We start from the raw sequence: 23,577 nt of genomic DNA on the forward strand, positions 1-23,577 counted from the left end.
CGGCGGAACTCCCCGCCGCCCGCCGGTGGGCTGCCTAGCCTGTGAGGCATGAGCGACATCGTCGTGTTCGGCGCCGGCGGGACGGCGGGCTCACGGATCGCGGCCGAGGCCGTCGAGCGGGGGCACCGGGTGACAGCGGCGGTGCGGCGTCCGGAGGCGGTCGGCTACCTACCCCCCGGCGTACGCACGGTGACCGGCGACGCCACATCGGCGCGGAGCGTACGCGAGCTGGCCGAGGATGCCGACGTGCTGGTGGTGGCCATCGGCGGCGGCGAGCGGGATCTGTGGCGCGACGCCGCGCGGACGCTGGTCGACACGCTGCGTGAGGTGCCGGACCCACCCCGGGTGATCCACGTCGGCGGCGGCTCGACGCTGCTGACGCCGAAGGGCACCCGCTACCTGGACGAGCCGGACTTCCCGGAGGAGTACCGGGACTCGGCGCACGGCCAGGCGGACGCCCTGGAGTTCTACCGCACCGGTGCCGGCGGGGTGACCTGGACGTACGTCTCCCCGCCGCCGCTGGAGTTCCACCCGGGCGAGCGGACCGGGCACTACCGCACCGGCAGCGACCACCCGGTGACCGACGCGCAGGGCCGGTCGGTGCTCACCTACGAGGACCTGGCGGTGGCGGTCGTCGACGAGATCGAGAATCCGCGGTTCGCCAACGCCCGGTTCACCGTCGCGTACTGAGCCGTCGCATACTGAGCCGTCGCGTACTGATTCAGCCGGCCAGCCGGGCGGGGAAGCCGCCGGTGGCGATCGGACCCCAGGACTCGACCGTGACGCGGATCAGCGACTTGCCCTGCGCGACCATCGCCGACCGGTACTCGTCCCAGTCCGGGTGTTCGCCGGAGATGCTGCGGAAGTACTCGACGAGCGGCTCCAGCGCCTCGGGCAGGTCGAGCACCTCGGCCACGCCGTCGACCTGCACCCACGGGCCGTTCCAGTCGTCGGAGAGCACGCACGCGGACACGCGCGGGTCGCGGCGGATGTTCGTCACCTTGGCCCGCTCCGGATAGGTGGAGATCACCAGCCGTCCGTCGGCGTCGACCCCGCAGGACACCGGGGAGGACTGCGGGCGCCCGTCGGCGCGGGTGGTCATGAGCAGGACGCGGTGCCGGGGGCGGAGGAACTCGATGAGGGCGTCCCGATCGACCCGGGTGTTCGTCGCGATGCTGCGTGCCATGCCCTCGGTTCTACCAGGCGCCTCGATCTTTCTCAGCGCGGACGCCCGGCGGCCCGCTGCGCGGTGACCTGCTCCGGCAGGCGGGGGCGGGCCGGAGGCCGCCACGCACGGCCGTTGGCGTAGATCACCCGGAAACCGAGGTACGCGGCGAGCGGCGCCCAGTGCGCCGAGCGCATCCGCACCTCGGCGGCGTTGTGCCGCTGCCCGTTGGCGAGCACGTCGAGCAGCACGGTCTCGAAGGCGGCCGACTCGACCCAGTCCACCTCGCGGGTGAAGCCGCAGATCAGTGCCGCGCCGGTGATGTCGAGGAACTCGCGCAGCGTGGCGTCGGAGGCGCGCAGCACCGAGCAGCTACCGAAGTAGAGGCGGCGGCCCTCGCAGCGGCCGGCCATCCGCTCGGCCACGTCCGACAGCTCCACCGAGTCCCAGTCGGTGAGGCAGAGCCGGCTCGGCTCGCCGTGCATGGCGAAGAAGCCCACCCGGTGGTCCGCGTACTGCTTGAGCAGCCACCGGTCGACGAAGTAGAACAGCTCGTCGCGGGTCGCCGCGTCCTTGTGGATGTAGCGGATGCGGCCGAGCCGTTCGAGCAGGTCGAGCGTGGGCAGGACGGATCCTCGTTCGTTGAGGTCGCGGTGCCACTGCCCCTCGACGCAGAACACGCCGCCACGCGCCAACGCCCACCTCCCCGCCCGTCGAGGTCGCCGCCCGGATCCGGGAGCAAACGTTACCGGTCACCACCGACGGGCGACACCCGGCGACGCGTTCGCAGACAGGCACTATTCACAGCTGATATCCAGCAACCGCATGATGTGAGAACAATTTCCGCTAATCGCCACGAAGAATCCTCACGCCTGTCACGGTGAAGGAGACGGGACGTACCGGTCGATGTGCCCGTCCAACCCCAGTTCCGCTCTGACATCGGGAGGACTCTGTGCGCGTCAACACCCTGAAGCGGGCGGCGGTCGCGTTCGCGCTGGCCCTGCCCGGGGCCGCCGTGGCGACAGTCGTGGCCGCGCCGCCGGCGCACGCCGACGGCTGCTACACCTGGAACCGGACCTTGTCCCAGGGAAGCTCCGGGGCCGAGGTCCGGCAGCTCCAGATCCGGGTGGCCGGCTGGTCCGCGTACGGCGGCATCGTCCGGATCGACGGCGTGTACGGCCCGGAGACGGCCGCCGCGGTCAAGCGTTTCCAGGCCGCGTACGGGCTGCGCGCAGACGGCGTGGCCGGGCCGAGGACGTTCGCCAAGATCTACGAACTGCAGAAGGACAAGGACTGCACGCCCAAGCACTTCAGCTACGCCGAGCTGGACAACGGCTGCGGCAAGGGCGGGTGGACCGGCGGTCCGCTGTCGTCGGCGGCCACCCGGGAGAACGCGCTGCGCACCATGTGGAAGCTGGAAGCGCTGCGGCGCAGCCTCGGCGACAAGCCGCTCTACGTGACCAGCGGATTCCGCAGCATCGCCTGCAACCGGCAGGTCGGCGGCGCCGCGGACAGCCAGCACCTCTACGGCAACGCGGCCGACCTGATCGCCAAGCACCGCAGCCTCTGCGACATCGCCCGATCCGCCCGTGACCAGGGCTTCAGCGGCATCTACGGTCCGGGTTACCCGGACCACGGCGACCACACGCACGTGGACTCGCGGCGGGAGAACACGCGGGACAAGACACCGAACACCAGGGTCTGGTCCGCCCCGGACTGCGGCGTCCAGTGACGCGGTGACGGCGGCCCGGCCCGGGGGTGGGGGCTCCCCGGCCGGGCCGCCGCCGGCATGCTCCGGTACGGCCGACGCCACTCCGCGACGGGGCGTCGGCTCGACCGGAACCAGGGCGCCGGGCGTCCGCCGCCCCGGGCCGGGCGGGCCCGAGGATCGGCTCGCCCCGGGCCGGGCGGGCCCGGGGTCGACGTGCCCGGAACCGGGCGAGGGCTCTGCGCCGGCTCGCCCGGGGACTGGCGGCGGGAGTCAGCTCGCCCGCGGCCAACGGGGCCGGGCGGCGGGAGCCGGCCGACCGGCGACGGGTCGCACACCGGGCCGCACCGGCGGCGCGGCGACCCGCGGAACCGGACCGCGTGCCGCCTGGGCCGCGGCGGCGGGGCGGGCGGCCTGACCGGGTACGCCCGGCCGAACCACCTGACCGGCCGGACGGGCGACCTGCCCGGGCGCCGGACGGGCGCCGGACGTCCCGGTCAGCACGAACGGGAAGGGTACGTGCACGAACGGGTTGCCGTGCCGGATCAGCGCGTCGATCTGACGGTCGTTGAGACCGTGTGTCTCCAGCACGCGCCGGCCCCAGCGATGCAACCGGCAGGGGAACGACGACCCGTCGTTGCGGCACTTCGGCCCCGCGGGCCACTCCTCGGCGGCGTGCACCACCACCGCCCGGACCGCGAGGCGGACGTCCTCGGGGGTCAACGATGCCGGCACCGGCACCTCGCCCAGGATCTGGTCGATGGGATCCGTCGACTGCTCACCAACTCGCACGGCAGGCCTCCCGCAGCTCGGCAGCGGTACGGCGGAACGGCCGCACCACATCCTCGACCACTGGTACGGCCCGGAAACGGCAGCAGTTCAATCCCGCCACGCGGCGAGCAGTTCGGCCGGCCCGATCGCCGTGACACCGTCGACCGCACGGCCACTGCGCACCACCGCGACGACCGGGGTGTGGTCGTCGGCGCCCGGTAGCTGGGCGCGGTGGTGCAGCAGCCGGGCCAGGTCGTGACCGTCGAACGCGCCGTTCTCCAGCCACTTGACCGAGCCCACGAACGTGATCCGCTTGGCCACCGGGCTCCGGTCGCCGCCGACCAGGTCGATCTCGGGGTCGTTCGTACGCGTCCAGTACCCGCCCACCACCGACGTCTCGAACGGCAGATGCCCCGGCGGCAGCCGGCGCAGTGACTCCCGGATCACCGGCTCGACCGCATGTCCCCGCCAGGACGTCCAGAACGAGTGGATGCGGGTGAGCGTCAGATCCCCTCTGCCGCGCTCGATCTCGGCGAGGTAGGGGTCGAGGAAGGCGAGCCAGAAGCGGAGGTACGGATCGGCGACCGCGTACCGGGTCTCGCGCGACGGACGGGTGGACAGCGGGAGGGTGGCCTCCACGATCCGTTTGTCAGCCAGCAGTCGGAGCGCGCGGTGAAGCGAAGCCTGCGGTATTCCGCCGGCGGCCCGCGCGATGGAGGAGGAGGTGCGCATCGATGGCATCCGCCGGCGGCAGCTGGAGCATCTCGCCCACGTCGCCGGGGCTCAGGGGCGGCACGACCATCTCGGTCGCGCGTTGGTGGAACGGACGGCCGTAGTCGTTGAGCGCCTCCATCATCGCCAGGTCCGAGCCGACGCAGATCAGCAGGACCGGCCGACGGGACAGCTCCCGGTCGAAGACCTTCTGGAGAGTGCCCTCGAAACCTGGATCGGTGGCGATGAGGTAGGGCATCTCGTCGAGCACGACGACGCTGGGCCGGTCCGCGGGCAGCGCGGCGGCGAGGAGGGTGAGCGCCGCGTCCCAGGTGGCCGGTGCCTGCCCGGCGAACAGACCCGCTCCGGGAAGTGTCGAGCCGGCCGCCGCCGCAACGAAGAGCCGCAGGTCGGCGACGGGTGTGGGTTGCGCCGAGGCGGTGAAGAAGAAGTGGGGTACGCCCGCGCGATCGACGAACTCCTCCACGAGGCGGGACTTGCCCACCCGGCGACGTCCTCGCATGAGCAGGGCCCGTCCGGGCCGTCCTGCCCGGCCGCCGCGTTCGACGCGCGCCAACATGCCGTCGAGCCGGGCCAGCTCCCGCGTCCTGCCGACGAAACCGGCCACACGGTCACCTCATGCTCTCAACTCGGATACTCTCAGGCTGAGAGTATCGCGAATGAGAGCTTATGGCGTCAGACCAGGCCGGCGTCCTGGACCAGCAGGGCCACCTGCACGCGGTTGTTCAGCTCCAGCTTCGTCAGCAGCCGCGACACGTACGCCTTCACCGTGGCCACGCTCATGAACAACTCGGCGGAGATCTCCGCGTTGGTCCGGCCACGGCCGAGCAGCACCGCGACCTCCCGCTCCCGCTCGGAGAGGCCGTCGAGCCGCCGTACCGCCCGCTCCCGCTTCGGATCCGGGCCGGGCACGGGCGCGGTGCCGGTGACGTGCGCGATGAGCTTGCGGGTCACCGCCGGGGACAGCGTCGCCTCCCCCGCCGCGACCCGGCGTACCGCGGCCACGATCTCGGCCGGCGGGGTGTCCTTGAGCAGGAATCCGCTCGCCCCGGCGCGCAGCGCCCGCAGCACCTGCTCGTCGGCGTCGAAGGTGGTGAGCACCAGCACCTCGGGCGGTTCCGCTGTGGCACGCAGCGCCTCGGTGGCGGCCAGCCCGTCGACCCGGGGCATGCGGATGTCCATCAGCACGACGTCCGGGGCGTACGCGGCGACGGCTGCCGGCACCTCGGCGCCGTCGGTGGCCTCGCCGACCACCGCCAGGTCGGGTACGCCGCCGAGGATCATCGCCAACGCGCCGCGGACCAGCGGGTCGTCGTCGACGATGAGCACCCGGACCGGCGCGCTCACCGGGCCGCCCAGGGCAGCCAGGCGGTCAGCCGGAACCCACCGTCGGCGTCCCGCCCGTGTTCGAGGCGGCCACCGGCGAGCGTGACGCGCTCCGCGATCCCGACGAGCCCGGTGCCGGCGCCCGGGATCGCGGTGGGCGACGAGCCGACCGGCCACGGGTTGTGGATCTCCACCGCCAGCCCGTCCCCCGGGCCGCCGGCGAGCCGGACCGTCACCACCGCGCCGGGTGCGTGCTTGCGGGCGTTGGTCAGCCCCTCCTGCACGATGCGGTACGCGCTGCGTCCGATCGCCGCCGGTACCGCCTCCGGCTCGGCCACCTCGTCGACCACGGCGACCCGCACCCCGGCGTCGCGGCTCTCGGCGACCAGTGCCGGCACGTCGGCCAGCGTCGGCTGCGGCCGTTCCGGCGTGGCCTCGGAGCCGACCTCGGCCCGCAGCACGCCGATCACCTCGCGCAGGTCCTGGAGTGCGGCGTGCGCGCTGGCCCGGATCACCCCGGCTGCCCGCGCCACCTCCTCCGGCGGCGCGTCCGGGCGGAACTCCAGCGCGCCCGCGTGCAGGCTGAGCAGGGAGATCCGGTGGGCGAGCACGTCGTGCATCTCCCGGGCGATCCGGCCGCGTTCGAGCTGCCGGGCCTGGTCGAGCCGGAGCTGCTGCTCGGCCTCGGCCCGCTCGGCGCGGTCGCGCAGGGACAGCACGAGCTGGCGGCGGGCCCGGACGAACAGCGCCCACGCCACCACCACACAGATGAACAGCGCGGTCCACACGGCCGAGGCCCAGACCGGCATCGTCGGGTCGGGCCGGATCGCGAGGTAGACCGGCAGGCTCAGCAGTTGCCAGGCCAACAGCGCCAGGCCCACCGGCAGCGGCCGGTGGACCAGGACGGTGAACATGATGATCAGCAACGCGACACCGGCGGTCACCGAGAAGAACATGAGCGGCGCGGTGGCCACCGCCAGCCCGACCGGCCAGCGCCGGCGCAGCCAGAGCGCGCCGCTGACGAGCAGGCCGACGAGCAGGTCGGCCTCCTCCAGCCAGGCCGGGCCGGCGTTGAGTACGAACTCCGGGGAGGCACTGGTGACGTCGGCGTGCGCGATCAGCACCCAGAGCAGCGAGGCCACGAACAGCAGGCCGTCGACAAACCAGTCCCGGGGCGTCCGCCGGGCGGCCCGGGCGGGCACCAGGGATCCCGGCAGGAGCCAGGGATGATCGGGTACGGCGGCGCTGGTCACCCGTCCATGCTAGGAAGCCGTCCGGACCGGCTACCAGCTACCAAAGTCGACGCCTGCGGTGAACCGAGGTCGACGGCGGCGCCGACCGCCGGCCGCAGCGGGTGACCGGATGGCCCCGGCAGGCTCGACGGCATGATCGAAGTCGACCAGCTCACCAAGCGGTACGGCCCGCACACCGCCGTCGAGGACGTCACGTTCCGGTGCGAACCGGGTTCGGTGACCGGTTTCCTCGGGCCGAACGGCGCCGGGAAGTCCACCACGATGCGGATGATCTGCGGGATGACGCCGCCCACCTCGGGCGGCGCCACAGTCGGCGGCCGCCCCTACCGGCACCTGCCCAACCCGGGGCGGGAGATCGGCGTGCTGCTCGACGCCTCGGCGCAGCACGCCGGGCGGACCGGGCGGGAGACGCTCACGCTCGCCGCCCGCACCATGGGCGTCGGCCGGGAGCGGGTGGCGGCGGTACTCGACCAGGTCGGGCTGAACGACACCGCCGCCCGGCGCCGCGTCGGGGCGTACTCCCTGGGCATGCGGCAGCGGCTCGGCCTGGCGCTGGCGCTGCTGGGCGACCCCCGGGTGCTGATCCTCGACGAGCCGGCCAACGGCCTCGACCCGGAGGGGATCTTCTGGATGCGCGGCCTGCTGCGCGAGTTCGCCGACCGGGGCGGCACGGTGCTGCTCTCCTCGCACCTGCTGCGCGAGGTGGAGGCGGTGGCCGACCGGCTGGTGGTGATCGGCGGCGGCCGGGTGGTCGCCCAGGGCGGCAAGGACGAGCTGCTCGCCGGTGCCGGCACGCTCGTGCGCGCCCGCGACGCGCACGCCCTGCGCCTGACGCTGGACCGGGCCGCGCTTCCGGCCACCGCCGGCACCGACGGCGGCTTCGTCGTCCGGGCCGAGCCGGGCGAGGTCGGTCAGGCCGCGGCGGACGCCGGACTGGTCCTCACCGAGCTGCGGCCGGCCGGCAGCGGCGGCCTGGAACAACTCTTCCTCACCCTCACCGCCGGTGCGTCGACAAAGGAGGCCGTCCGATGACCACCACTGCCGTTCCGACCGCCCCGCCGCGGCACGAGCCGGCCGCCGCCGGCCCTTCGCTGGCCCGGCTGACCGCCGTGGAGCTGCGCAAGCTCGCCGACACCCGGGCCGGACGCTGGTTGCTGATCACGATCGGCCTGATCGCGGCCGGGATCGTGGTGGTTCAGCTGTTCGTCGTCGACGCGCCGGCGCAGACGTTCACCGCCTTCTTCACGCCGTCGCTGCTGCCGGTCGGGCTGCTGCTGCCGGTGCTCGGCATCCTCTCCATCACCGGCGAGTGGTCGCAGCGCAGCGCGCTCACCACGTTCGCGCTGGTGCCCCGCCGGGAGCGGGTGATCGTCGCCAAACTCGCCGCGGTGGTGCTCGCCGCGCTCGCCTCGGTGGTGGTCAGCCTGGCGGTCGCCGCCGCGGGCACGCTCGCCGCCGCCGCCACCGGCGGGGCCGGCACCTGGACGTTCGACTGGCAACTGCTGCCGCACGCGGCCGTGTTCCAGGTGGCGAACGTGCTGATGGGCGCCGGATTCGGTCTGCTGTTGCTGAACACGCCGCTGGCGATCGTCGCCTACCTGCTGCTGCCCACCGTGTGGAGCCTGCTGTCCGCGATGATCTCCGCGCTGCGTGAGCCGGCCCGCTGGCTGGACACCTCGCTCACCATGGAGCCGCTGCTGGGCGCGGAGGTGACCGGCGGGCAGTGGGGCCGGCTGGCCGTGTCACTCGCCGTCTGGATGCTCGTGCCGCTCGCCGCCGGCCTGGTCCGCACGATGCGCCGGGAGGTGTCCTGACCGTGGCCGCCTGGCAGACCGGCGAGGACGTCGTGGTCGACGGCGGACGCGGCGAGCTGGTGCTGATGTGGGCGGGCTTCCCGCTGTTCGGGGCGGGGCTGGCCGCGCGGCGTTCACCCGGCAGGGCTGGCCGTGGACCGGGCAGGACCCGCACCGGGAGGCGTACCGGCGCTGGGTGGAAGGGCTGCCCGGCCTCCCACCCGGCGCGGACGCCCTGCTGCGTGCCCGGCAGCGGGCGCTCGACGGCGGTCACGACGCCGAGACCCGGGAGCTGCACGGGGAGCTGGCCCGGCTCGGCGTCGTGGTCCGCGACGAGGGCAAACGGCAGTACTGGCGGCTGGCCGGCGGCCCGCCGCCGGGGTGACCGCCGCCCCCGCCTACGGGCTCAGGCGACGATCACCACCACGGCCAGCGCGGCGAAGACGGCGGACAGCGCCGCGCCGGTCCAGCGCCGCCACGGCGGTGCCCCGGCGACGAGCGGCAACCCGCGCCACCGCCGCACGGCGGGCACCACTGCGGCCCCGGCGAGCGCGGCGCCGAGCGGCCAGAGCCAGCCCGGCACCACCGACCAGTCGCCGAGCCGGTGGGCGAGGCCGAGGAAGACCACCGCCCAGGTCGCGTCGGACAGCAGTGTCACCCGGTCCGTTCCGCGCCGCGCGGTGCTCCACAGGGACAGCCCGCCGAGGAACGTGAACGCCAGCGCGAGCGCCGCGCCGATCCATCCGTCCAGGCCGGTCGACTCGTCCGCCGCGTCACTGCGGACGTCGAGCAGCCGCAGGCCGATCGGATCGACGTCGCGTGTGGTGTTGCCGAGCACCACCACGCCCCGGTCGGCGGCCCGGTCGAAGCCGAGGTACGCCCGGAAGCCGCCGGTGCCCCCGTTGTGCCAGACGATCTCCCGGTCGCCGTGTCGGCTGGTGAACCAGCCGTACCCGATCCGGCGGTCGTCCCCGGCGTCGAAGCGGGGCGTGGCGGCGTCGGCGCCGGGGGCGGTGCCGGCGAGCATCGCGGCGGTGAGCCGGGCCAGGTCTTCGGCCGTGGACCACACGCCGACGCCGGCCGGGGCGTATCCCGCGCCCAGCCAGGGATCGGCGCCCCGGCCGGCGTCGGTGGAGCCCTCGGCACGCCCGGGCGGGAGGTCCCCGGCGTCGGTGGCGACCTGGGTGCCGGCCATGCCGAGGGGATCCAGCACGTCCCGCCGGAGCAGTTCCGGATAGTCGGCACCGGCCCGGGCCGCCAGCGCCCGGCCGAGCAGGGCGGCGCCGAAGTTCGAGTAGGACACGGTGCCCCGGTCGTCGGGGTCGGCGCTCCCGGCGGCGGCAACGATCCGCTCCACGTCGTAGCCGGCGTACGCGTTCCCGGCGGTGACCGCCGCCCACCACGTGCTGATCATCGCGCCCGGTGAGTCGAGTGCCAGCCGGGGCAGCCCGGACCGGTGACTGGCCAGCTCGGCGAGTGTGACCTCGCCGGCCGGACCGGTCACCCCGGGCAGGACGGCGGCCAGCCGGTCGTCGGGACCGACCGCGCCGGACGCCGCCTGCCGGGCGAGAAGCATGCCGGTGAGCGGCTTGGCGATCGAGCCGATCTCGAACGGCGTGCCCGGTTCGACGGCCGGCCCGCCCGGAGCCCGATCGCCGAGGCCCGCGACGCGGACCCGGTCGCCCTCGATCACCGCCACCGCGAGCCCGCGCAGGCCCTCGGTGTCGCCGACCGCGGCGCGGACGGTCGCGGCCAGGTCCGGGTCGCCGGTCCGCTCCGGGCCGAGATGCGGGGCCACGGGCATCAGGACCGTCGCCGCGGCCGCCGCGACGAGTCCGGCGGCGGCGAGAACGATCGGGGTACGCATGATCTGCCTTTCGGGTGGACGGCCGGGTCAGCGGCGGGCGGCGGTGAGGATGGCCAGCAGCGGCACCACCCGCTCGGGCGGTATGTCGTAGTGCCCGCGGGCGCCGCTGCGCAGCCAGCCGGCGGCGGCGAGCTGCCGCAGGTGGTGGTGGAGCTGGCCGGTGGTGCCGATCCCGTCGAGGCCGGCCAGGTCGGCGGTGCCGTGCCGCCCGCCGAGGATCTCCCGCAGCAGCCGTAGCCGTACCGGATGCGCCAGCGCCGAGAGCGTGCCGGCCAGTGCCGACCAGTCGTCGTCGAGCAGGTCGTCGACTGTGGCGCCGTACTGCCAGTCGTAGTGCCGGTCCCCGGTGTGGACGGTCCCGGTGTAGAGCAACGCGCCGGTGCCGTCGGCGGGGATGCGCTGCTTCAGGCCGTCGAGCGCCCAGAAGACGTCCTCCGGTGTGACCCCGGTCTCCGGGCGGGCCCCGACCCGCTCGCCGACGAGCCCTGCCACCTGCGCCTCCAGGGCCGCCAGCCGTTCCTCCACGCTTGCCACGACAGCCAGAGTACGCAAGTGCGTACTTACGTACAAACGGACAAACGCGCGGAGCTGCCGATTCCGTGACTTCTGCTGGCGCGTTTCCGGCATCAGAACGAACCGTTCGGGCATGTTCTCCGTACACAGGTGTGGTTCGTGACGTCTACCTCGGAGGCATGGTGTCCGCACTTCGAACTGATCCATTCGCGGGGGCGATTCTCCAGGTCGGCGTACTGGCGGGCCTGGCCGGCACGGTCGGGCTGAGCGCGTACGGCTGGCTTGCCGGTCTGCTCTTCGGGGTGGTGACGGTCGCGGCACTCCGCTACGGGCTGTGCCGCTCGGGCGCGGACCGGCTCGGGCCGGCCGACTGGGTGACGCTCACCCGGGCGACGCTGACCGGTGGGGTGTTCGCGTTGACGGTCGACTCGTTCCGCGAGCCGACCGTGGTGCCGGTGCTGGTCGTGCTGAGTGCCGTGGCACTCTCCCTCGACTGGGTCGACGGGCAGGTGGCCCGGCGTACCGGCACGGCGAGCGCGCTGGGCGCCCGGTTCGACATGGAGGTCGACTCCTTCCTCGTCCTGGTCCTCTGCGGGTACGTCGCCGACCAGGTGGGCGCGTGGGTGCTGGTGATCGGCGCGATGCGGTACGTCTTCGTCGCCGCCGGCTGGGTGCTGCCGTGGATGCGCGGCTCGCTGCCACCGCGCTACTGGCGCAAGGTGGTGGCCGCCACGCAGGGCATCGCGCTGGCGGTGGTGGCGGCGGGTGTCCTGCCCCGCCTGCCGGCCGTCGCGGTGCTCCTCGGCGCGCTCGCGCTGCTGGTCGAGTCGTTCGGCCGTGACGTCGGCTGGCTGTGGCGGCACCGCGCCCGGCCGGCTCCGCGCCCGGTGGCGCTCCCGGCCGCGCCGGTCTCCCCGGCACCGGCACTCCACCGGTCCGAGTGGACGCCGGGCGTGCGGATCACGCGCCAGCCCGCCGAGGCCGGCGGGCGGCGCCGGTGACCGACCTGCCCCGCCGAGCGGACGGCGACGACATCCCGCACGGCACCACGAACAACGGCACGACGACCGACGACATCGTGGCGGCCGGCGGACGGCGGTTCCGGCGGGTGCTCGCCGGGACGCTCACCGTGCTGGCCGCCGCGCTCGTGCTGGTGGCACTGGTCGCGCCGAGCGACGTCAACGAGTTCACCCCCCGCGCGTTCCTGCGCATCCCGGTGGAAGGGCTGATCGCCGTCGCCCTGCTGCTGGTCCTGCCGGCACGTCCGCGCCACGTGGTGGCCACGACCCTCGGCGCGCTGCTCGGTCTGGTCCTCGTCCTCAAGGTCGCCGACCTGGGGTTCTCGCTGGTCCTGGACCGTCCCTTCGACCTGATCGCCGACTGGACGTTCCTCGGCTCGGGCGCGGAGTTCCTGTCCGAGTCGTACGGTCGCGCCGCCGAGGTGGGCGCGGTGGCGCTGGCGGTGGTCGCCGCTCTCGCCGTACCGCTGCTGGTGACGCTGTCGGTGCGGCGGCTGACCCGGGTCGTGGTCGCCCGCCGGGTGGTGACCGCGCGCGCGACCACCGCGTTCGCGGCCGTCTGGGTGGTCTGCGCCGTGCTCGGCGCGCAGATCGTGCCGGGCGTTCCGGTCGCCGCCGGCACGGTGGCGACCGGTCTCTACGACCGGGCCCGGCAGGTACGGGCCGGCCTCAACGACCAGGAGACCCTGAACACGCAGCTCGCCGGCGACCCGTTCCAGAACGCGCCGGGCGAGGAGTTGCTGACCGCGCTGCGCGGCAAGGACGTGCTGTTCACGTTCGTGGAGAGCTACGGACGGGTCGCGCTGGAGGATCCGGACCTCGCGCCGGAGGTGGACGCGGTCCTGGACGAGGGGACCCGGCAGTTGCGGGCGGCCGGCTACGGCAGCCGCAGCGCGTTCCTCACCTCGTCCACCACCGGCGGCGGAAGCTGGCTCGCGCACGCCACGCTGATGAGCGGCGTATGGGCGGACAACCAGTTGCGCTACACCAACCTGGTGCGCAGCGACCGCCTGACCCTCAACGGCGCGTTCAAGCGGGCCGGGTGGCGAACCTCGCTGGTCATGCCGGCGCTCACCCGGGCGTGGCCGGAGGCCGACTTCTTCTCCCCCGACCAGGTGTACGGCGCGAAGGAACTCGGCTACCGGGGACCGCTGTTCAGCTTCTCCTCCCCGCCGGACCAGTACACGCTGTCGGCGTTCCAGCGTCTCGAACGCGGACCCGGTCACGCCCCGGTGATGGCCGAGATCCCGCTGCTGTCCAGCCACCTGCCGTGGACGCCGGTACCACCGCTGGTCGACTGGGACGACATCGGTGACGGCTCGGTGTACCAGGGGACGGCGCGCGCCGACCGCGCGGCGGAGGGCACCCGGGAGGCGTACCGGCGGGCGGTCGTCTACTCGCTGCGCACGCTCATCTCCTACGTGCAGCGGTACGGCGACGAGAACCTGGTGCTCGTCTTCCTCGGCGACCACCAGCCGGCCCGCGCGATCACCGGTGAGGGCGCCGGCAGGGACGTGCCGATCACCGTCGTCGCGAAGGACCCGGCGGTGCTCGACCGCATCGCCGGATGGGGCTGGCAGGACGGCCTCAACCCCGACCCGCAGGCCCCGGTCTGGCCGATGGAGTCGTTCCGCGACCGGTTCCTGAACGCGTTCGGGCCGAAGTCCACCACTCACAGTTAGGGATGTCGTGACGATGCTCGCTCGGGCCTGGGGGATCACCCGTTCCCTGGCCGTCTACCACGGTCAGCCGGCCAAGCATCGGCGTGCCCGGCAGCTCTACGGGCAGTTCCTCTCCCCCGGCGACCTCGGCTTCGACATCGGCGCCCACGTCGGCGGCCGGGTGCGTACCTGGCGGCGGCTGGGCGCGCGCGTGGTAGCGGTGGAGCCGCAGCCGGACTGCCTGCGGGTGCTGCGCCTGGGCTTCGGGCGGGACGCCGACGTGATGATCGAGCCGACTGCCGTCGGGGCGCGGTCCGGGAGCGCCCGGCTGGAACTGTCGAGCGCGACGCCGACGGTCTCCACCATGTCGTCCTCGTGGATCGAGTCGGTCACCGCCGATCCGAGCTTCGCGGGCGTCCGGTGGGACCGGTCGGTCGAGGTGCCGGTGGTGACGCTGGACGACCTGATCGCGCGGCACGGCGTACCGGCGTTCTGCAAGGTCGACGTCGAGGGCTTCGAGGTCGACGTGCTGGCCGGGCTCAGCCGTCCGGTGCGCGGGCTGTCCTTCGAGTACCTGCCGCCCGCGCACGACGCCGCGCTGGCCGCACTGGACCTGGTCGAACGGCTCGGCGCGACGGCGGGCGGCTACCGCTACAACTACTCGCCGGTGGAGACCATGCGGTTCGCGAGTGACAGGTGGCTGGACGCGGCCGAGCTGGTGCGCCTGCTGGAGACGTACCGCCCGGCCGGTCGTTCCGGCGACGTCTACGCCCGGCTGGCAGCCTCCTGAGCGACGCCGCGCCGCCGGTCACCGCACCCGGCCGGCACGAGCATCTGCTGACCGTGTGCCGGCAGCACGGTTTCGCCCCGGCCCGGGTCCGCCCCGCGCGCGACCCGGAGTTCCTGTTCGGTCTGCTCCTGGCCGGAGGCGCGGTCGCCGGCGCGCCCGACGAACAGGGCGGGCCGGCACTCCTCGCCCCGGCGGCCCGGCCGTGGCCGGTGCGGTTCGGAGCCGGCCGGGACGAAAAGTTGGCCCGGTGACCTCCCGCAGTTCACCGAATTCCGGCTAGCATCGCTGATCATGAATATGAAGCACGTCACCCGCTCGCGACCCGGGCGGTTGATCGCGGCGGTCGCGCTCGCCGTCGCGGTCGGGATCCCGCTCGGCGTGACCGGCGCCGCGTCGGCCGCGACCACACTGACCGTGGCGCAGGCGCTCGCCGCCCAGGACGGCCGGACGGCCACCGTCACCGGCTACGTCATCGGCCAGCCCACCGCCACCACCACGGTGCTCACCTCCGGCTTCACCGCCGACACCGCGATCGCCATCGCCGACCAGGCCGGCGAGACCGGCACCGCCCGGATGCTGTACGTGCAGGTGACGGCCGCCTGGCGGAGCACCTTCGGGCTGCTCACCAACCCGTCGCTGCGCGGGCGGCAGGTCACCGCGACCGGCACGCTCACCGCGTACTTCAGCCACGGCGGGCTGAAGAACCCCACCGCGATGAGCCTCGGCGGCGGCGCCACGCCGAGCCCCACGCCGACCCCGAGCCCGTCCGGCACCGCCGTGCCGGACGCGTACTACGCGGCCGCTGCCGGCCGGACCGGGCCGGCGCTGCGCACCGCGCTGCACGGCATCATCAAGGTGCAGACGAAACTCAGCTACGACCAGGTGTGGGACGCGCTCAAGGACACCGACCAGGATCCGGCCAACCCGGCCAACGTGATCCTGCTCTACAGCGGACGCTCGCAGAGCAAGACCAGCAACGGTGGCGGCGTGAACGACTGGAACCGCGAGCACGTCTGGGCCAAGTCGCACGGCGACTTCGGCACCGCCACCGGCCCCGGCACCGACGTGCACCACCTGCGGCCGGAGGACGTGTCGGTCAACTCGTCGCGCGGCAACAAGGACTTCGACGCGGGCGGCGGCGCGGTGGCCGAGGCACCCGGCTGCTACACCGACGCCGACTCGTTCGAGCCGCGCGACGCGGTGAAGGGCGACGTGGCCCGCATGATTTTCTACATGGCGATCCGGTACGAGGGCGGCGACGGCTGGCCGGACCTGGAACTGAACGACTCGGTCTCCAACGGCTCCGCGCCCCGGCTCGGGCGGCTGTCGAAGCTGCTGGCCTGGAACGACCAGGACCCGCCGGACGCCTTCGAGAAGCGCCGCAACCAGCGCATCTACGAGCGCTGGCAGGGCAACCGGAACCCGTTCGTCGACCACCCCGAGTGGGCGCGCTCGATCTGGAGTTGACGCTCGTCCCCGATGTGAGGAAGCGTGGCGAGCGGGTAGAGACACCCGGTTGGTAGGGCCGGGGGCAGTCGGCACGGACGCGCCCCCGGCACCGCACGATCGGAGATGAGGCTCTCATGGCCCAGAACGGCATTCCGGACATCGCACTCAACGACGGCAACACCATCCCGCAGCTCGGCTTCGGTGTCTTCCAGATCGAGCCGAAGGACACCGCCCGGGCGGTCGGCACCGCGCTGGAGGTCGGCTACCGGCACATCGACACCGCCCAGATGTACGGCAACGAGGCCGAGGTGGGTCAGGCGCTGCGCGCCTCCGGGCTGGACCGCGGCGAGGTCTTCGTCACCAGCAAGCTGAACAACGGTTTCCACCGCCCGGACGACGCACGCAAGGCGTTCGAGCAGTCGCTGCGGGAACTGAAGTTCGACTACCTCGACCTGTTCCTGATCCACTGGCCGCTGCCCACCCGCTACGACGGCGACTTCGTCTCCACCTGGAAGATCCTGGAGGAGCTGCGTGACGCGGGCACGGTCCGGTCGATCGGCGTGTCCAACTTCCAGGTCGCGCACCTGGAGCGGCTGGCCGCCGAGGCGGACGTGGTGCCGGCGGTCAACCAGATCGAGGCGCACCCCTACCTCGGCAACGAGGAGGTGCGGGCGTACGACAAGGCGCACGGCATCGTCACCGAGGCGTGGTCGCCGATCGCGCAGGGCAAGGTGCTCGACGATCCGACCGTCGTCGACGTGGCCGAACAGGTCGGCCGGACCCCGGCCCAGGTGGTGCTGCGCTGGCACGTGCAGCGCGGCGACATCGTCTTCCCGAAGTCGACCACGCCGAAGCGGATCGAGGAGAACTTCGCGATCTTCGACTTCACACTCGACGACACCACGATGGAGCGGCTCACCTCACTGGACCGGGGTGAGGCCGGACGGACGGGCCCGCACCCGGACGAGTTCGACTACATCCCGAGCTGAGCGCCTCATCCGTCGGCGGGGCCCCGGGAGACCGGGGCCCCGCTCTCTGTTGACTTCGCGCGCACTCGAAGGGGCAGGGTGAGCGGCAAAGCCCGACACGGAGGAAGACATGCGATACCGCACCATCGGCACGGACCCGGCCACCCGGCGCGAGGTCAGCGTGCTCAGCCTCGGCGCGATGCTGTTCGGCACCGCCACCGACGAGGCCACCTCGTTCGCCATCCTCGACCGGTACGTCGAGGCGGGCGGCACCTTCATCGACACCTCGGACAACTATGCCTTCTGGCACAACGGGGGCCAGGGTGGCGAGAGCGAGGAGCTGCTCGGCCGCTGGCGGCGCAGCCGCGGGATCGGCGGCGAGGTGGTCATCGCAACGAAGCTCGGTGCCCGTCCGCTCGCGCCCGGCACCAGCTACGTCGACAACCCGGAAGGGCTGTCGGCGAAGGTGATCCGCGAGTCCGCCGAGCGCAGCCGGGAGCGCCTCGGGGTCGAGCGGATCGACCTGCTCTACGCCCACATCGAGGACCGGACGATCCCGATGCGGGAGACCGTGGAGGGCTTCGCCGAGCTGGTCGCCGAGGGCACGGTCGGGTTGCTGGGCGCCAGCAACCACCGCGCCTGGCGGGTCGAGCGGGCCCGCGCGCTCGCTGCCGGGGCCGGCCTGCCCGGGTACGAGGTGCTCCAGTACCACCGCAGCTACCTGCCCCGGCGCCTGGACGTGCCGAGTGAGCTGGACCCGGACGGCGACGTCGGCTGGGTCGGCCCCGACCTGCTCAGCTACCTGCGCACGGAGCCGCAGCTCACGCTGGTCGCGTACTCGCCGCTGCTGAAGGGCGCGTACGTCCGGCCGGAGCGGCTCGGCGAGGCGTACGTGCTGCCCGCCACTCCGGCCCGGCTGGCGGCGTTGCGGGCGGTGGCCGCCGAGACCGGCGCCACCGTGAACCAGGTGGTGCTGGCCTGGCTGATGGGCGGGGAGCAGCCGTCCATCCCACTCGTCGGCTTCTCCTCGGTGGCGCAACTGGAGGAGAGCCTGGCCGCCGTCGACCTGGAGCTGACCGCCGAGCAGCGGACCCGGCTGGACTCGGCACGCTGACCGGTGCCGGGCCGGGTGGCCGACACGCCACCCGGCCCGTGCAGGTCGACGGAATCGCCACCGCCAGATCGGATCTGGCGGGCCGTCTGGCGCCTTCGGGGTGAGGCCGGCACACCACCACAGCTTGCCGGCCTCGTTGAAACAGGCGATCGGTCTGGCGGCACGCCGCCTGTCGAGGACATCGACGACGAGAGGTAGCGATTCATGAGCAACCGGAACACCGGCCTGGCCGTCGAGGCCGAGGGCCTGGTCCGGTCCTTCGGTTCGACCCGGGCACTCGACGGGCTGGACCTGCGGGTTCCCGCCGGCACCGTGTACGGCGTACTGGGCCCGAACGGCGCCGGGAAGACCACCGCCGTACGGGTGCTGGCGACGCTGTTGCGCCCGGACGGCGGCACGGCCCGGGTCTTCGGGCACGACGTGGTGCGTGACGCCGACGCGGTGCGCTCCCGGGTGAGCCTGACCGGCCAGTACGCCTCGCTGGACGAGGACCTGACCGGGGCGGAGAACCTGGTCCTGCTGGGCCGGCTGCTCGGGCTGGGCCGGGTAGCCGCCCGGGACCGGGCCGAGCAGCTGCTCGCCGCGTTCGGGCTGACCGAGGCGGCGGGACGGCAGGTGAAGAAGTACTCCGGCGGGATGCGGCGGCGCATCGACATCGCGGCGAGCATCCTCAACACCCCGGACCTGTTGTTCCTCGACGAGCCGACCACCGGGCTGGACCCGCGCAGCCGCAACCAGGTGTGGGCGATCGTGCGGGCGGTGGTGGCGTACGGCACGACGGTGCTGCTGACCACGCAGTACCTGGACGAGGCGGACCAGCTCGCCGGCCGGATCGCTGTGGTCGACCACGGCCGGGTGATCGCGGAGGGCACCCCGGGCGAGTTGAAGGCGTCGATCGGCGCGGGCAGCGTCCACATCCGGCTGCGCGATCCGGAGCAGCGGCCGCAGGCCGAGCAGGTGCTGCGGGCGTCGCTGGGCGTACCGGTGCAGCTCGCCGCGGACCCGGCGGCACTGACCGCGCGCGTCGGCGAGCACGGCACCGACCTGGAGGCCGGTACGCAGGCGGCGCGGGCGCTCGGCGAGCTGGCCGCCGCCGGCATCGTGGTGGACGACTTCTCCCTCGGCCAGCCCAGCCTGGACGAGGTCTTCCTGGCCCTGACCGACCACCCGGCCGTCCCGGCGGACGAGCGGGACGACGAACTGGAGGCGGCGCGATGAGCGACACCGCGATCACCACCGGGCGGGCGCCGTCCGTCTACATGCCGTCCGCCGAGGCGCTGGCCACTGTGCTCGCCCCGGCGGAGCGGCCGACCCGGCCCAGCGCGCTGTCGGCGTCGCTGACGTTCGGCTGGCGTGCGCTGCTGAAGATCAAGCACGTGCCGGAGCAGCTGTTCGATGTGACCGCGTTCCCGATCATCATGGTGCTGATGTTCACGTACCTGTTCGGTGGCGCGCTCGCCGACAGCCCGCGTGCGTACCTCCAGTTCTTCCTGCCCGGCATCATGGTCACGAGCGTCGTGATGATCACCATGTACACCGGGGTCGGGCTGAACAGCGACATCGAGAAGGGCGTCTTCGACCGGATCCGCACGCTGCCGGTCTGGCGGCCGGCGGCGCTCGTCGGGATGATCTTCGGTGACGTGCTGCGCTACGTCCTGGCCGCCGTGGTCATCCTCACCGTGGGTGTGGTGCTCGGCTTCCGTCCCGACGGTGGGCTGTTCGGGGTGCTGGCCGGGATCGGCCTGCTGGTGGTCTTCTCGTTCGCGTTCTCCTGGGTGTGGACGTTCTTCGGTCTGGTGTTGCGCAGTGAGAAGTCGGTGATGGGGACCAGCATGATGGTGCTGTTCCCGCTGACGTTCCTGAGCAACGTGTTCGTCGACCCGTCCACCATGCCCGGCTGGCTGCAGGCGTTCGTCAAGGTCAACCCGATCACCCAGCTCGTCACCTCGGTCCGCGCGGCGATGGCCGGCTCGATGGACGGCCCGAGCACCATGTGGATGCTGCTCTGGAGCGCCCTCTTCGTGGTCGTGTTCGGCACGCTGACCATGTACCGCTACAACCGGCGCTGACGTGACACGGTGGCGGGGCCGCGCGGCCCCGCCACCTCGCCGGTCAGAGCCGCCAGGGCACCGGCTCGGCCGGCCGGTAGCGGCAGGCGCCGCCGGTGGTGACCGACTCGCGCAGGTGGGCGGCGAGCGCCGGATGCCGCTCGTCGATGCGGCGCAGGGTGTCGCGGATCCGCCCGGTCACCGCCTTGCGTGCCCGTTCCGCCTGGTCGCCGAGACGCCGGCTGCGCCCGGCCAGGCCGGCGGCGGCCCGCAACTGGTCGAGCAGCGCCGCGCGCTCGGCGTCCAGCTCCGCCAGCCGCCGCCCGTCGTCACGCACCGCGGCCCGGTCGATCTCGTCGTCGAGCCGCCGCAGGCGCCGACGGTAGCGGGCCTTCGCCTCGTCGTCGAGCACCGGATCGGCGCCGAGGCGGCGCGCGGCGACGAGTTCCGGGCCGGCCGCCGGGTCGAGCAGCTCGACGGCGGGCACGTCCGTGCCAGGCTGGCTCAGCAGCAGCCGCAGGTCGTGCAGCCCTTTGGCGTCGGGCAGGTGCACCACGACGCCGTCGTACGCGAGGCGCCACACCGGCCCGTCCCGCCGGAACTCCGGCCGGACCACGTCCGCACCTGCCACGCCGGGGTCCGGCGGCCGCGCGTTCCCGTGGACCACACCCGCGCGGGACAGACCCGACGCGGCGCGGCGGCCCGCCGGCGACGACGCGGTGACCAGAGCCGGAGCGCCCGCGCCGAGCCGGACCGCCACCGGCGCGACCAGGGCGGACGCCGCCGCCGGGGCGGGATCCGTCGCGGCCAGCCGGTCCACCACCTGAAGCATGCCCAGCGTCCGCGCCTCGACCACCGTCTCGGCCCGCAGCCGCCACGCCTCGGCCGCGTCGCCCGGCCCGTCGCGTCCGGCGAGCGCGCCCACCAGCCCGGCCCGTGCCAGCACCGACCAGGGCCGGGCGCCCAGGCGGTCCGCGGCCTCCCGGGCCGCCGTGTAACAGTCGATCGCGTCGTCCCACCGGCCCTCGGCCGCCTCCACCACGGCCAGCCACAGGTCGACCGGGCCGCCGATGTCGCAGCCGAACAACGCCGCCGTCCACTGCCCGCGGTGCGGGGTCAGGTCGGCCCGCACCGCCGCGCACCGCGCCGGGTCGCCGTCCACCGCCGCCGCCTGCGCCCGCAGGCGCAGCCACAACGGCGACACCGACCGGGGGTACGCGGTGCCCGCGGCCTCGATCGCGGCGGTGAGCCGCAGCACCGTGGCCGCGTCGCCGCGCTCGGCCGCGGTGATCGCCCGGAGCAGCTCAGCCTGCGGGTGCCCGGTGCCCACCCGGTCGAGCACCGCCTCGGCCTCGGCGAGACGGCCGTACAGCAGCAGAATCGACCAGCGCAGGTGGTGCGTCATGAACGCGTGGTCGGAGTGCCCCGGCTCGCGGTAGCTCTCCGCCTCGGCGAAGCCCGCCTCGGCGGCGGCGAGGTCGCCCTGGAAGGCGGCGATGATGGCGGTGTCCGCGATCGCCGCCACCCGCTGCCGGGCCACGTCGCCGCGTTGCGCGCCGGTCACGAACGCGGCCAGCTCGTGCCGGTAGCCCGGATCGCCCAGCTCCAGCAACGCGACCCAGCGCAGCGCCGTGGCCCACAGCTCGGTCTCCCGGTCGCCGCCGCGGCGGGCCACCTCGCGGATCTCGGCGGTGACCACGGCCCGCTCCTGCGCGGTGCCGAGCCCCCAGGTGGTGTCGTGGCGGGCCCACAGGCTGAAGGTGAGCGCCTCGTCGTCGCGGCCGTGCCGGGCGAGCGTCTCGGTCGCCGTGATCAGGTCGGTGACCAGCGCGCGTACCGGCCGCTCCGGGTCCGGTTCCGCGATCAACCGCCGGTACGCCTCGCGGACCAGCTCGGTGGCGTCGAGCCGGCGGCGGGTGGCGGAGTGCTGCCGGTGCGCGATCAGCGCCACCCGGGTCAGCGCGCCGGGATCGGGCAGCTCCCGGGCCAGCGCGGCGGCCTCGGCCAGCAGCCGCTCGACCTCGGCGGGCGGGCCGGCGTGGTGCAGCAGCCCGGCCAGTTCCAGCAGCACCCGGACCCGCCGGCCGGGCTGGCCGGTCAGTTCCAGCGCGCGCCGGTAGTGGCGTACCGACTCGTCCACGGCGATCCGGCCCCCGGCGTCGCGGGCGGCGGCCAGCAGCAGGTCACCGGCGCGTTCCGGCTCCAGCTCGGCGCCGGCCAGCCAGGCGTGCCGGGCCAGGTGGGCCGGGCTGAGCGCGCCGGCGAGCGAGTCCGACCGGTCGACGGCCCGGACCACAGCCGCGTGCCGGGCCCGCCGTTCGTCCTCGGCGAGCCCGTCGTAGAGCGTCTCGCGGACCAGGTCGTGCACGAAGACGAAGCGACCGCCGTCGCGGGGCAGCACCAGCCGGGCCGCGGCGGCGCGGCCGAGCAGCCGGTCGACCTGCGCGACCGGAGCGGGTACGCAGGCGGCGAGCGTCCCTGCGTCGAACTCGCGGCCGAGCACCGCGGCCACCGTGAGCGCCTCGACCACTCCGGCGGGCAGTTGGTCGAGCCGGCGGCGCACCACCTCCCGTACGCCGGGAGCGACGGTGTCGGTGAGGCCGTGGGTGTGCCACAGCCGGGCGGTCTGCTCCACGAAGAACGGGTTCCCGCCGGTGCGCCGGTGCACCTCGTCGACCAGGCTCGCGGCGGGCTCCCGGCCGGCGGTACGGGCCATCAGTGCGGCCACCTCGGCGCGATCGAGCCCGGCGAGCGTGACGGTGGTGGCCTTGGCGGTGAGCGGCAGCAGCCACGGCCGTAGCGGGTGCTCGACGGATTCGACTTCGGCGTCCCGGTAGGTGCCGATCAGCAGCAGCCGCTCGAACCACGCGTGCTGGGTGACGAACTGGAGCAGCCGCAGCGACGCCGGGTCGGCCCAGTGCAGGTCGTCGAGGACCACGGTGACCGGCCGGTGCTGGGCGACGGCGACCAGGGCGGCGGTCACCGCGTCGTGCCTGTCGAACTCGGCCCGCCCGGCGTCACCCGGCTCGGCCGCGTCATCCGGCTCGATCGTGCCGCCCGCCGGGTGCTCGCCCAGCAGCGCGGCCAGGCCGGCACCGGCCGCTTCCCGCACCCCCGGCGGGTCGTCGGCGGACCGGGCCAGCCGCCGCAACACCTGCACCCAGGGCCAGTAGTCGGGGGCGGTGTCGGAGTCCCAGCAGGCGGCGCCGAGCACCAGTGCTCCGCCGCGGCGGGCCTCGTCGGCGGCGGCCGAGACCAGCGTGGTCTTGCCGATACCCGGCTCGCCGGTGACCAGGACGAGACCGCCGTGGCTGTCGACCAGCCGGGCCACCTCGGCGCGCAGCAGCGCGGCGGGATGCTCCCGCCCGATGATGTGTTCGCCGAACCGCGGCTCCATGAC

Annotated in this window: 24 protein-coding genes; 14 read left to right on the top strand and 10 right to left on the bottom strand. The window is 73.9% G+C overall.

Features of this window, described 5'->3' with window-relative positions:
* The first annotated feature begins 48 nt into the window (after nt 1-48).
* Nucleotides 49-690: an NAD(P)-dependent oxidoreductase gene (locus C569_RS0115610; protein WP_018786707.1), complete on the top strand. Its 642-nt coding sequence runs from the start codon at nt 49-51 to the stop codon at nt 688-690.
* A 31-nt stretch (nt 691-721) separates the two neighbouring features.
* Here the strand turns inward: C569_RS0115610 and C569_RS0115615 are convergent, their stop codons facing one another.
* Together C569_RS0115615 and C569_RS0115620 are read right to left on the bottom strand one after the other, a co-directional pair.
* Complete coding sequence (locus tag C569_RS0115615; protein WP_018786708.1) at nt 722-1,186, bottom strand: PPOX class F420-dependent oxidoreductase; 465 nt, start codon at nt 1,184-1,186, stop codon at nt 722-724.
* Between the two features lie 32 nt (nt 1,187-1,218).
* Nucleotides 1,219-1,860: a hypothetical protein gene (locus tag C569_RS0115620; RefSeq protein WP_026268208.1), complete on the bottom strand. Its 642-nt coding sequence runs from the start codon at nt 1,858-1,860 to the stop codon at nt 1,219-1,221.
* Nucleotides 1,861-2,117: 257 nt separating this feature from the next.
* Here C569_RS0115620 and C569_RS34890 point away from each other — a divergent pair, with 257 nt between their 5' ends.
* Nucleotides 2,118-2,897, top strand: a complete 780-nt coding sequence (locus C569_RS34890; protein WP_018786710.1) for a D-Ala-D-Ala carboxypeptidase family metallohydrolase — start codon at nt 2,118-2,120, stop codon at nt 2,895-2,897.
* A gap of 249 nt (nt 2,898-3,146) precedes the next feature.
* Here C569_RS34890 and C569_RS0115630 read toward each other — a convergent pair whose 3' ends face one another.
* The 5 genes from C569_RS0115630 to C569_RS0115645 all read right to left on the bottom strand — a co-directional run bounded on the left by C569_RS0115630 (nt 3,147) and on the right by C569_RS0115645 (nt 6,955).
* The gene (locus C569_RS0115630) at nt 3,147-3,665 is read right to left on the bottom strand and encodes a hypothetical protein (protein WP_018786711.1); all 519 of its coding nucleotides are present in this window, start codon (nt 3,663-3,665) and stop codon (nt 3,147-3,149) included.
* An 87-nt stretch (nt 3,666-3,752) separates the two neighbouring features.
* Nucleotides 3,753-4,283: a DUF234 domain-containing protein gene (locus C569_RS34315; RefSeq protein WP_231394802.1), complete on the bottom strand. Its 531-nt coding sequence runs from the start codon at nt 4,281-4,283 to the stop codon at nt 3,753-3,755.
* 10 nt (nt 4,284-4,293) lie between these two features.
* Complete coding sequence (locus C569_RS34320) at nt 4,294-4,983, bottom strand: ATP-binding protein (protein ID WP_231394803.1); 690 nt, start codon at nt 4,981-4,983, stop codon at nt 4,294-4,296.
* Between the two features lie 68 nt (nt 4,984-5,051).
* Entirely contained in the window at nt 5,052-5,723 is a 672-nt protein-coding gene (locus tag C569_RS0115640) for a response regulator transcription factor (protein WP_018786712.1), read from the bottom strand.
* On the bottom strand, nt 5,720-6,955 hold the full coding sequence (locus C569_RS0115645; protein WP_018786713.1) for a sensor histidine kinase: 1,236 nt from the start codon (nt 6,953-6,955) through the stop codon (nt 5,720-5,722). Before C569_RS0115645 ends, C569_RS0115640 begins: the two co-directional genes overlap by 4 nt.
* A 132-nt stretch (nt 6,956-7,087) precedes the next feature.
* On the opposite strand from C569_RS0115645, the gene C569_RS0115650 reads away from it, so the two are divergent.
* The 3 genes from C569_RS0115650 to C569_RS30365 all read left to right on the top strand — a co-directional run bounded on the left by C569_RS0115650 (nt 7,088) and on the right by C569_RS30365 (nt 9,133).
* Complete coding sequence (locus C569_RS0115650) at nt 7,088-7,987, top strand: ABC transporter ATP-binding protein (protein ID WP_018786714.1); 900 nt, start codon at nt 7,088-7,090, stop codon at nt 7,985-7,987.
* Nucleotides 7,984-8,769, top strand: coding sequence for a hypothetical protein (locus C569_RS0115655; RefSeq protein WP_018786715.1), 786 nt, complete (start codon nt 7,984-7,986; stop codon nt 8,767-8,769). Before C569_RS0115650 ends, C569_RS0115655 begins: the two co-directional genes overlap by 4 nt.
* A 67-nt stretch (nt 8,770-8,836) precedes the next feature.
* Complete coding sequence (locus C569_RS30365; RefSeq protein ID WP_018786716.1) at nt 8,837-9,133, top strand: hypothetical protein; 297 nt, start codon at nt 8,837-8,839, stop codon at nt 9,131-9,133.
* Between the two features lie 21 nt (nt 9,134-9,154).
* Here the strand turns inward: C569_RS30365 and C569_RS30370 are convergent, their stop codons facing one another.
* Both C569_RS30370 and C569_RS0115675 read right to left on the bottom strand, forming a co-directional pair.
* Nucleotides 9,155-10,615 carry a serine hydrolase gene (locus tag C569_RS30370; protein ID WP_018786717.1) on the bottom strand — a complete coding sequence of 487 codons (1,461 nt, stop codon included), beginning with the start codon at nt 10,613-10,615 and terminating at the stop codon, nt 9,155-9,157.
* A 27-nt stretch (nt 10,616-10,642) separates the two neighbouring features.
* Complete coding sequence (locus tag C569_RS0115675) at nt 10,643-11,149, bottom strand: helix-turn-helix transcriptional regulator (protein WP_196806737.1); 507 nt, start codon at nt 11,147-11,149, stop codon at nt 10,643-10,645.
* A 158-nt stretch (nt 11,150-11,307) separates the two neighbouring features.
* Here C569_RS0115675 and C569_RS0115680 point away from each other — a divergent pair, with 158 nt between their 5' ends.
* From C569_RS0115680 to C569_RS0115720, 9 genes are all read left to right on the top strand, one after another.
* A complete protein-coding gene (locus C569_RS0115680) occupies nt 11,308-12,129 on the top strand; it encodes a CDP-alcohol phosphatidyltransferase family protein (RefSeq protein WP_018786719.1) in 822 nt (273 codons plus the stop codon).
* Entirely contained in the window at nt 12,126-13,829 is a 1,704-nt protein-coding gene (locus C569_RS0115685; protein WP_036345970.1) for a sulfatase, read from the top strand. The genes C569_RS0115680 and C569_RS0115685 overlap by 4 nt, the downstream gene beginning before the upstream one ends.
* Nucleotides 13,830-13,842: 13 nt before the next feature.
* Nucleotides 13,843-14,598 carry an FkbM family methyltransferase gene (locus tag C569_RS0115690; protein ID WP_026268210.1) on the top strand — a complete coding sequence of 252 codons (756 nt, stop codon included), beginning with the start codon at nt 13,843-13,845 and terminating at the stop codon, nt 14,596-14,598.
* Nucleotides 14,599-14,651: 53 nt separating this feature from the next.
* Nucleotides 14,652-14,849, top strand: coding sequence for a hypothetical protein (locus C569_RS32380; protein WP_018786722.1), 198 nt, complete (start codon nt 14,652-14,654; stop codon nt 14,847-14,849).
* Between the two features lie 40 nt (nt 14,850-14,889).
* Complete coding sequence (locus C569_RS0115700) at nt 14,890-16,065, top strand: endonuclease (protein ID WP_026268211.1); 1,176 nt, start codon at nt 14,890-14,892, stop codon at nt 16,063-16,065.
* A gap of 116 nt (nt 16,066-16,181) precedes the next feature.
* Nucleotides 16,182-17,036 (top strand): aldo/keto reductase, encoded by an 855-nt coding sequence (locus C569_RS0115705; protein ID WP_018786724.1) that lies wholly within the window; start codon nt 16,182-16,184, stop codon nt 17,034-17,036.
* A gap of 109 nt (nt 17,037-17,145) precedes the next feature.
* On the top strand, nt 17,146-18,129 hold the full coding sequence (locus C569_RS0115710) for an aldo/keto reductase (protein WP_018786725.1): 984 nt from the start codon (nt 17,146-17,148) through the stop codon (nt 18,127-18,129).
* Between the two features lie 204 nt (nt 18,130-18,333).
* Nucleotides 18,334-19,347 (top strand): daunorubicin resistance protein DrrA family ABC transporter ATP-binding protein, encoded by a 1,014-nt coding sequence (locus tag C569_RS0115715; RefSeq protein ID WP_018786726.1) that lies wholly within the window; start codon nt 18,334-18,336, stop codon nt 19,345-19,347.
* Nucleotides 19,344-20,198, top strand: coding sequence for an ABC transporter permease (locus tag C569_RS0115720; protein ID WP_018786727.1), 855 nt, complete (start codon nt 19,344-19,346; stop codon nt 20,196-20,198). The genes C569_RS0115715 and C569_RS0115720 overlap by 4 nt, the downstream gene beginning before the upstream one ends.
* 43 nt (nt 20,199-20,241) lie before the next feature.
* On the opposite strand, the gene C569_RS0115725 is transcribed toward C569_RS0115720, so the two are convergent.
* Entirely contained in the window at nt 20,242-23,574 is a 3,333-nt protein-coding gene (locus C569_RS0115725) for an AAA family ATPase (protein ID WP_018786728.1), read from the bottom strand.
* Between the last annotated feature and the right edge of the window lie 3 nt (nt 23,575-23,577).

Origin of the sequence: Micromonospora sp. CNB394 (assembly GCF_000374985.1) — a bacterium.
In the GTDB taxonomy this organism is placed as follows: Bacteria; Actinomycetota; Actinomycetes; order Mycobacteriales; family Micromonosporaceae; genus Micromonospora; species Micromonospora marina.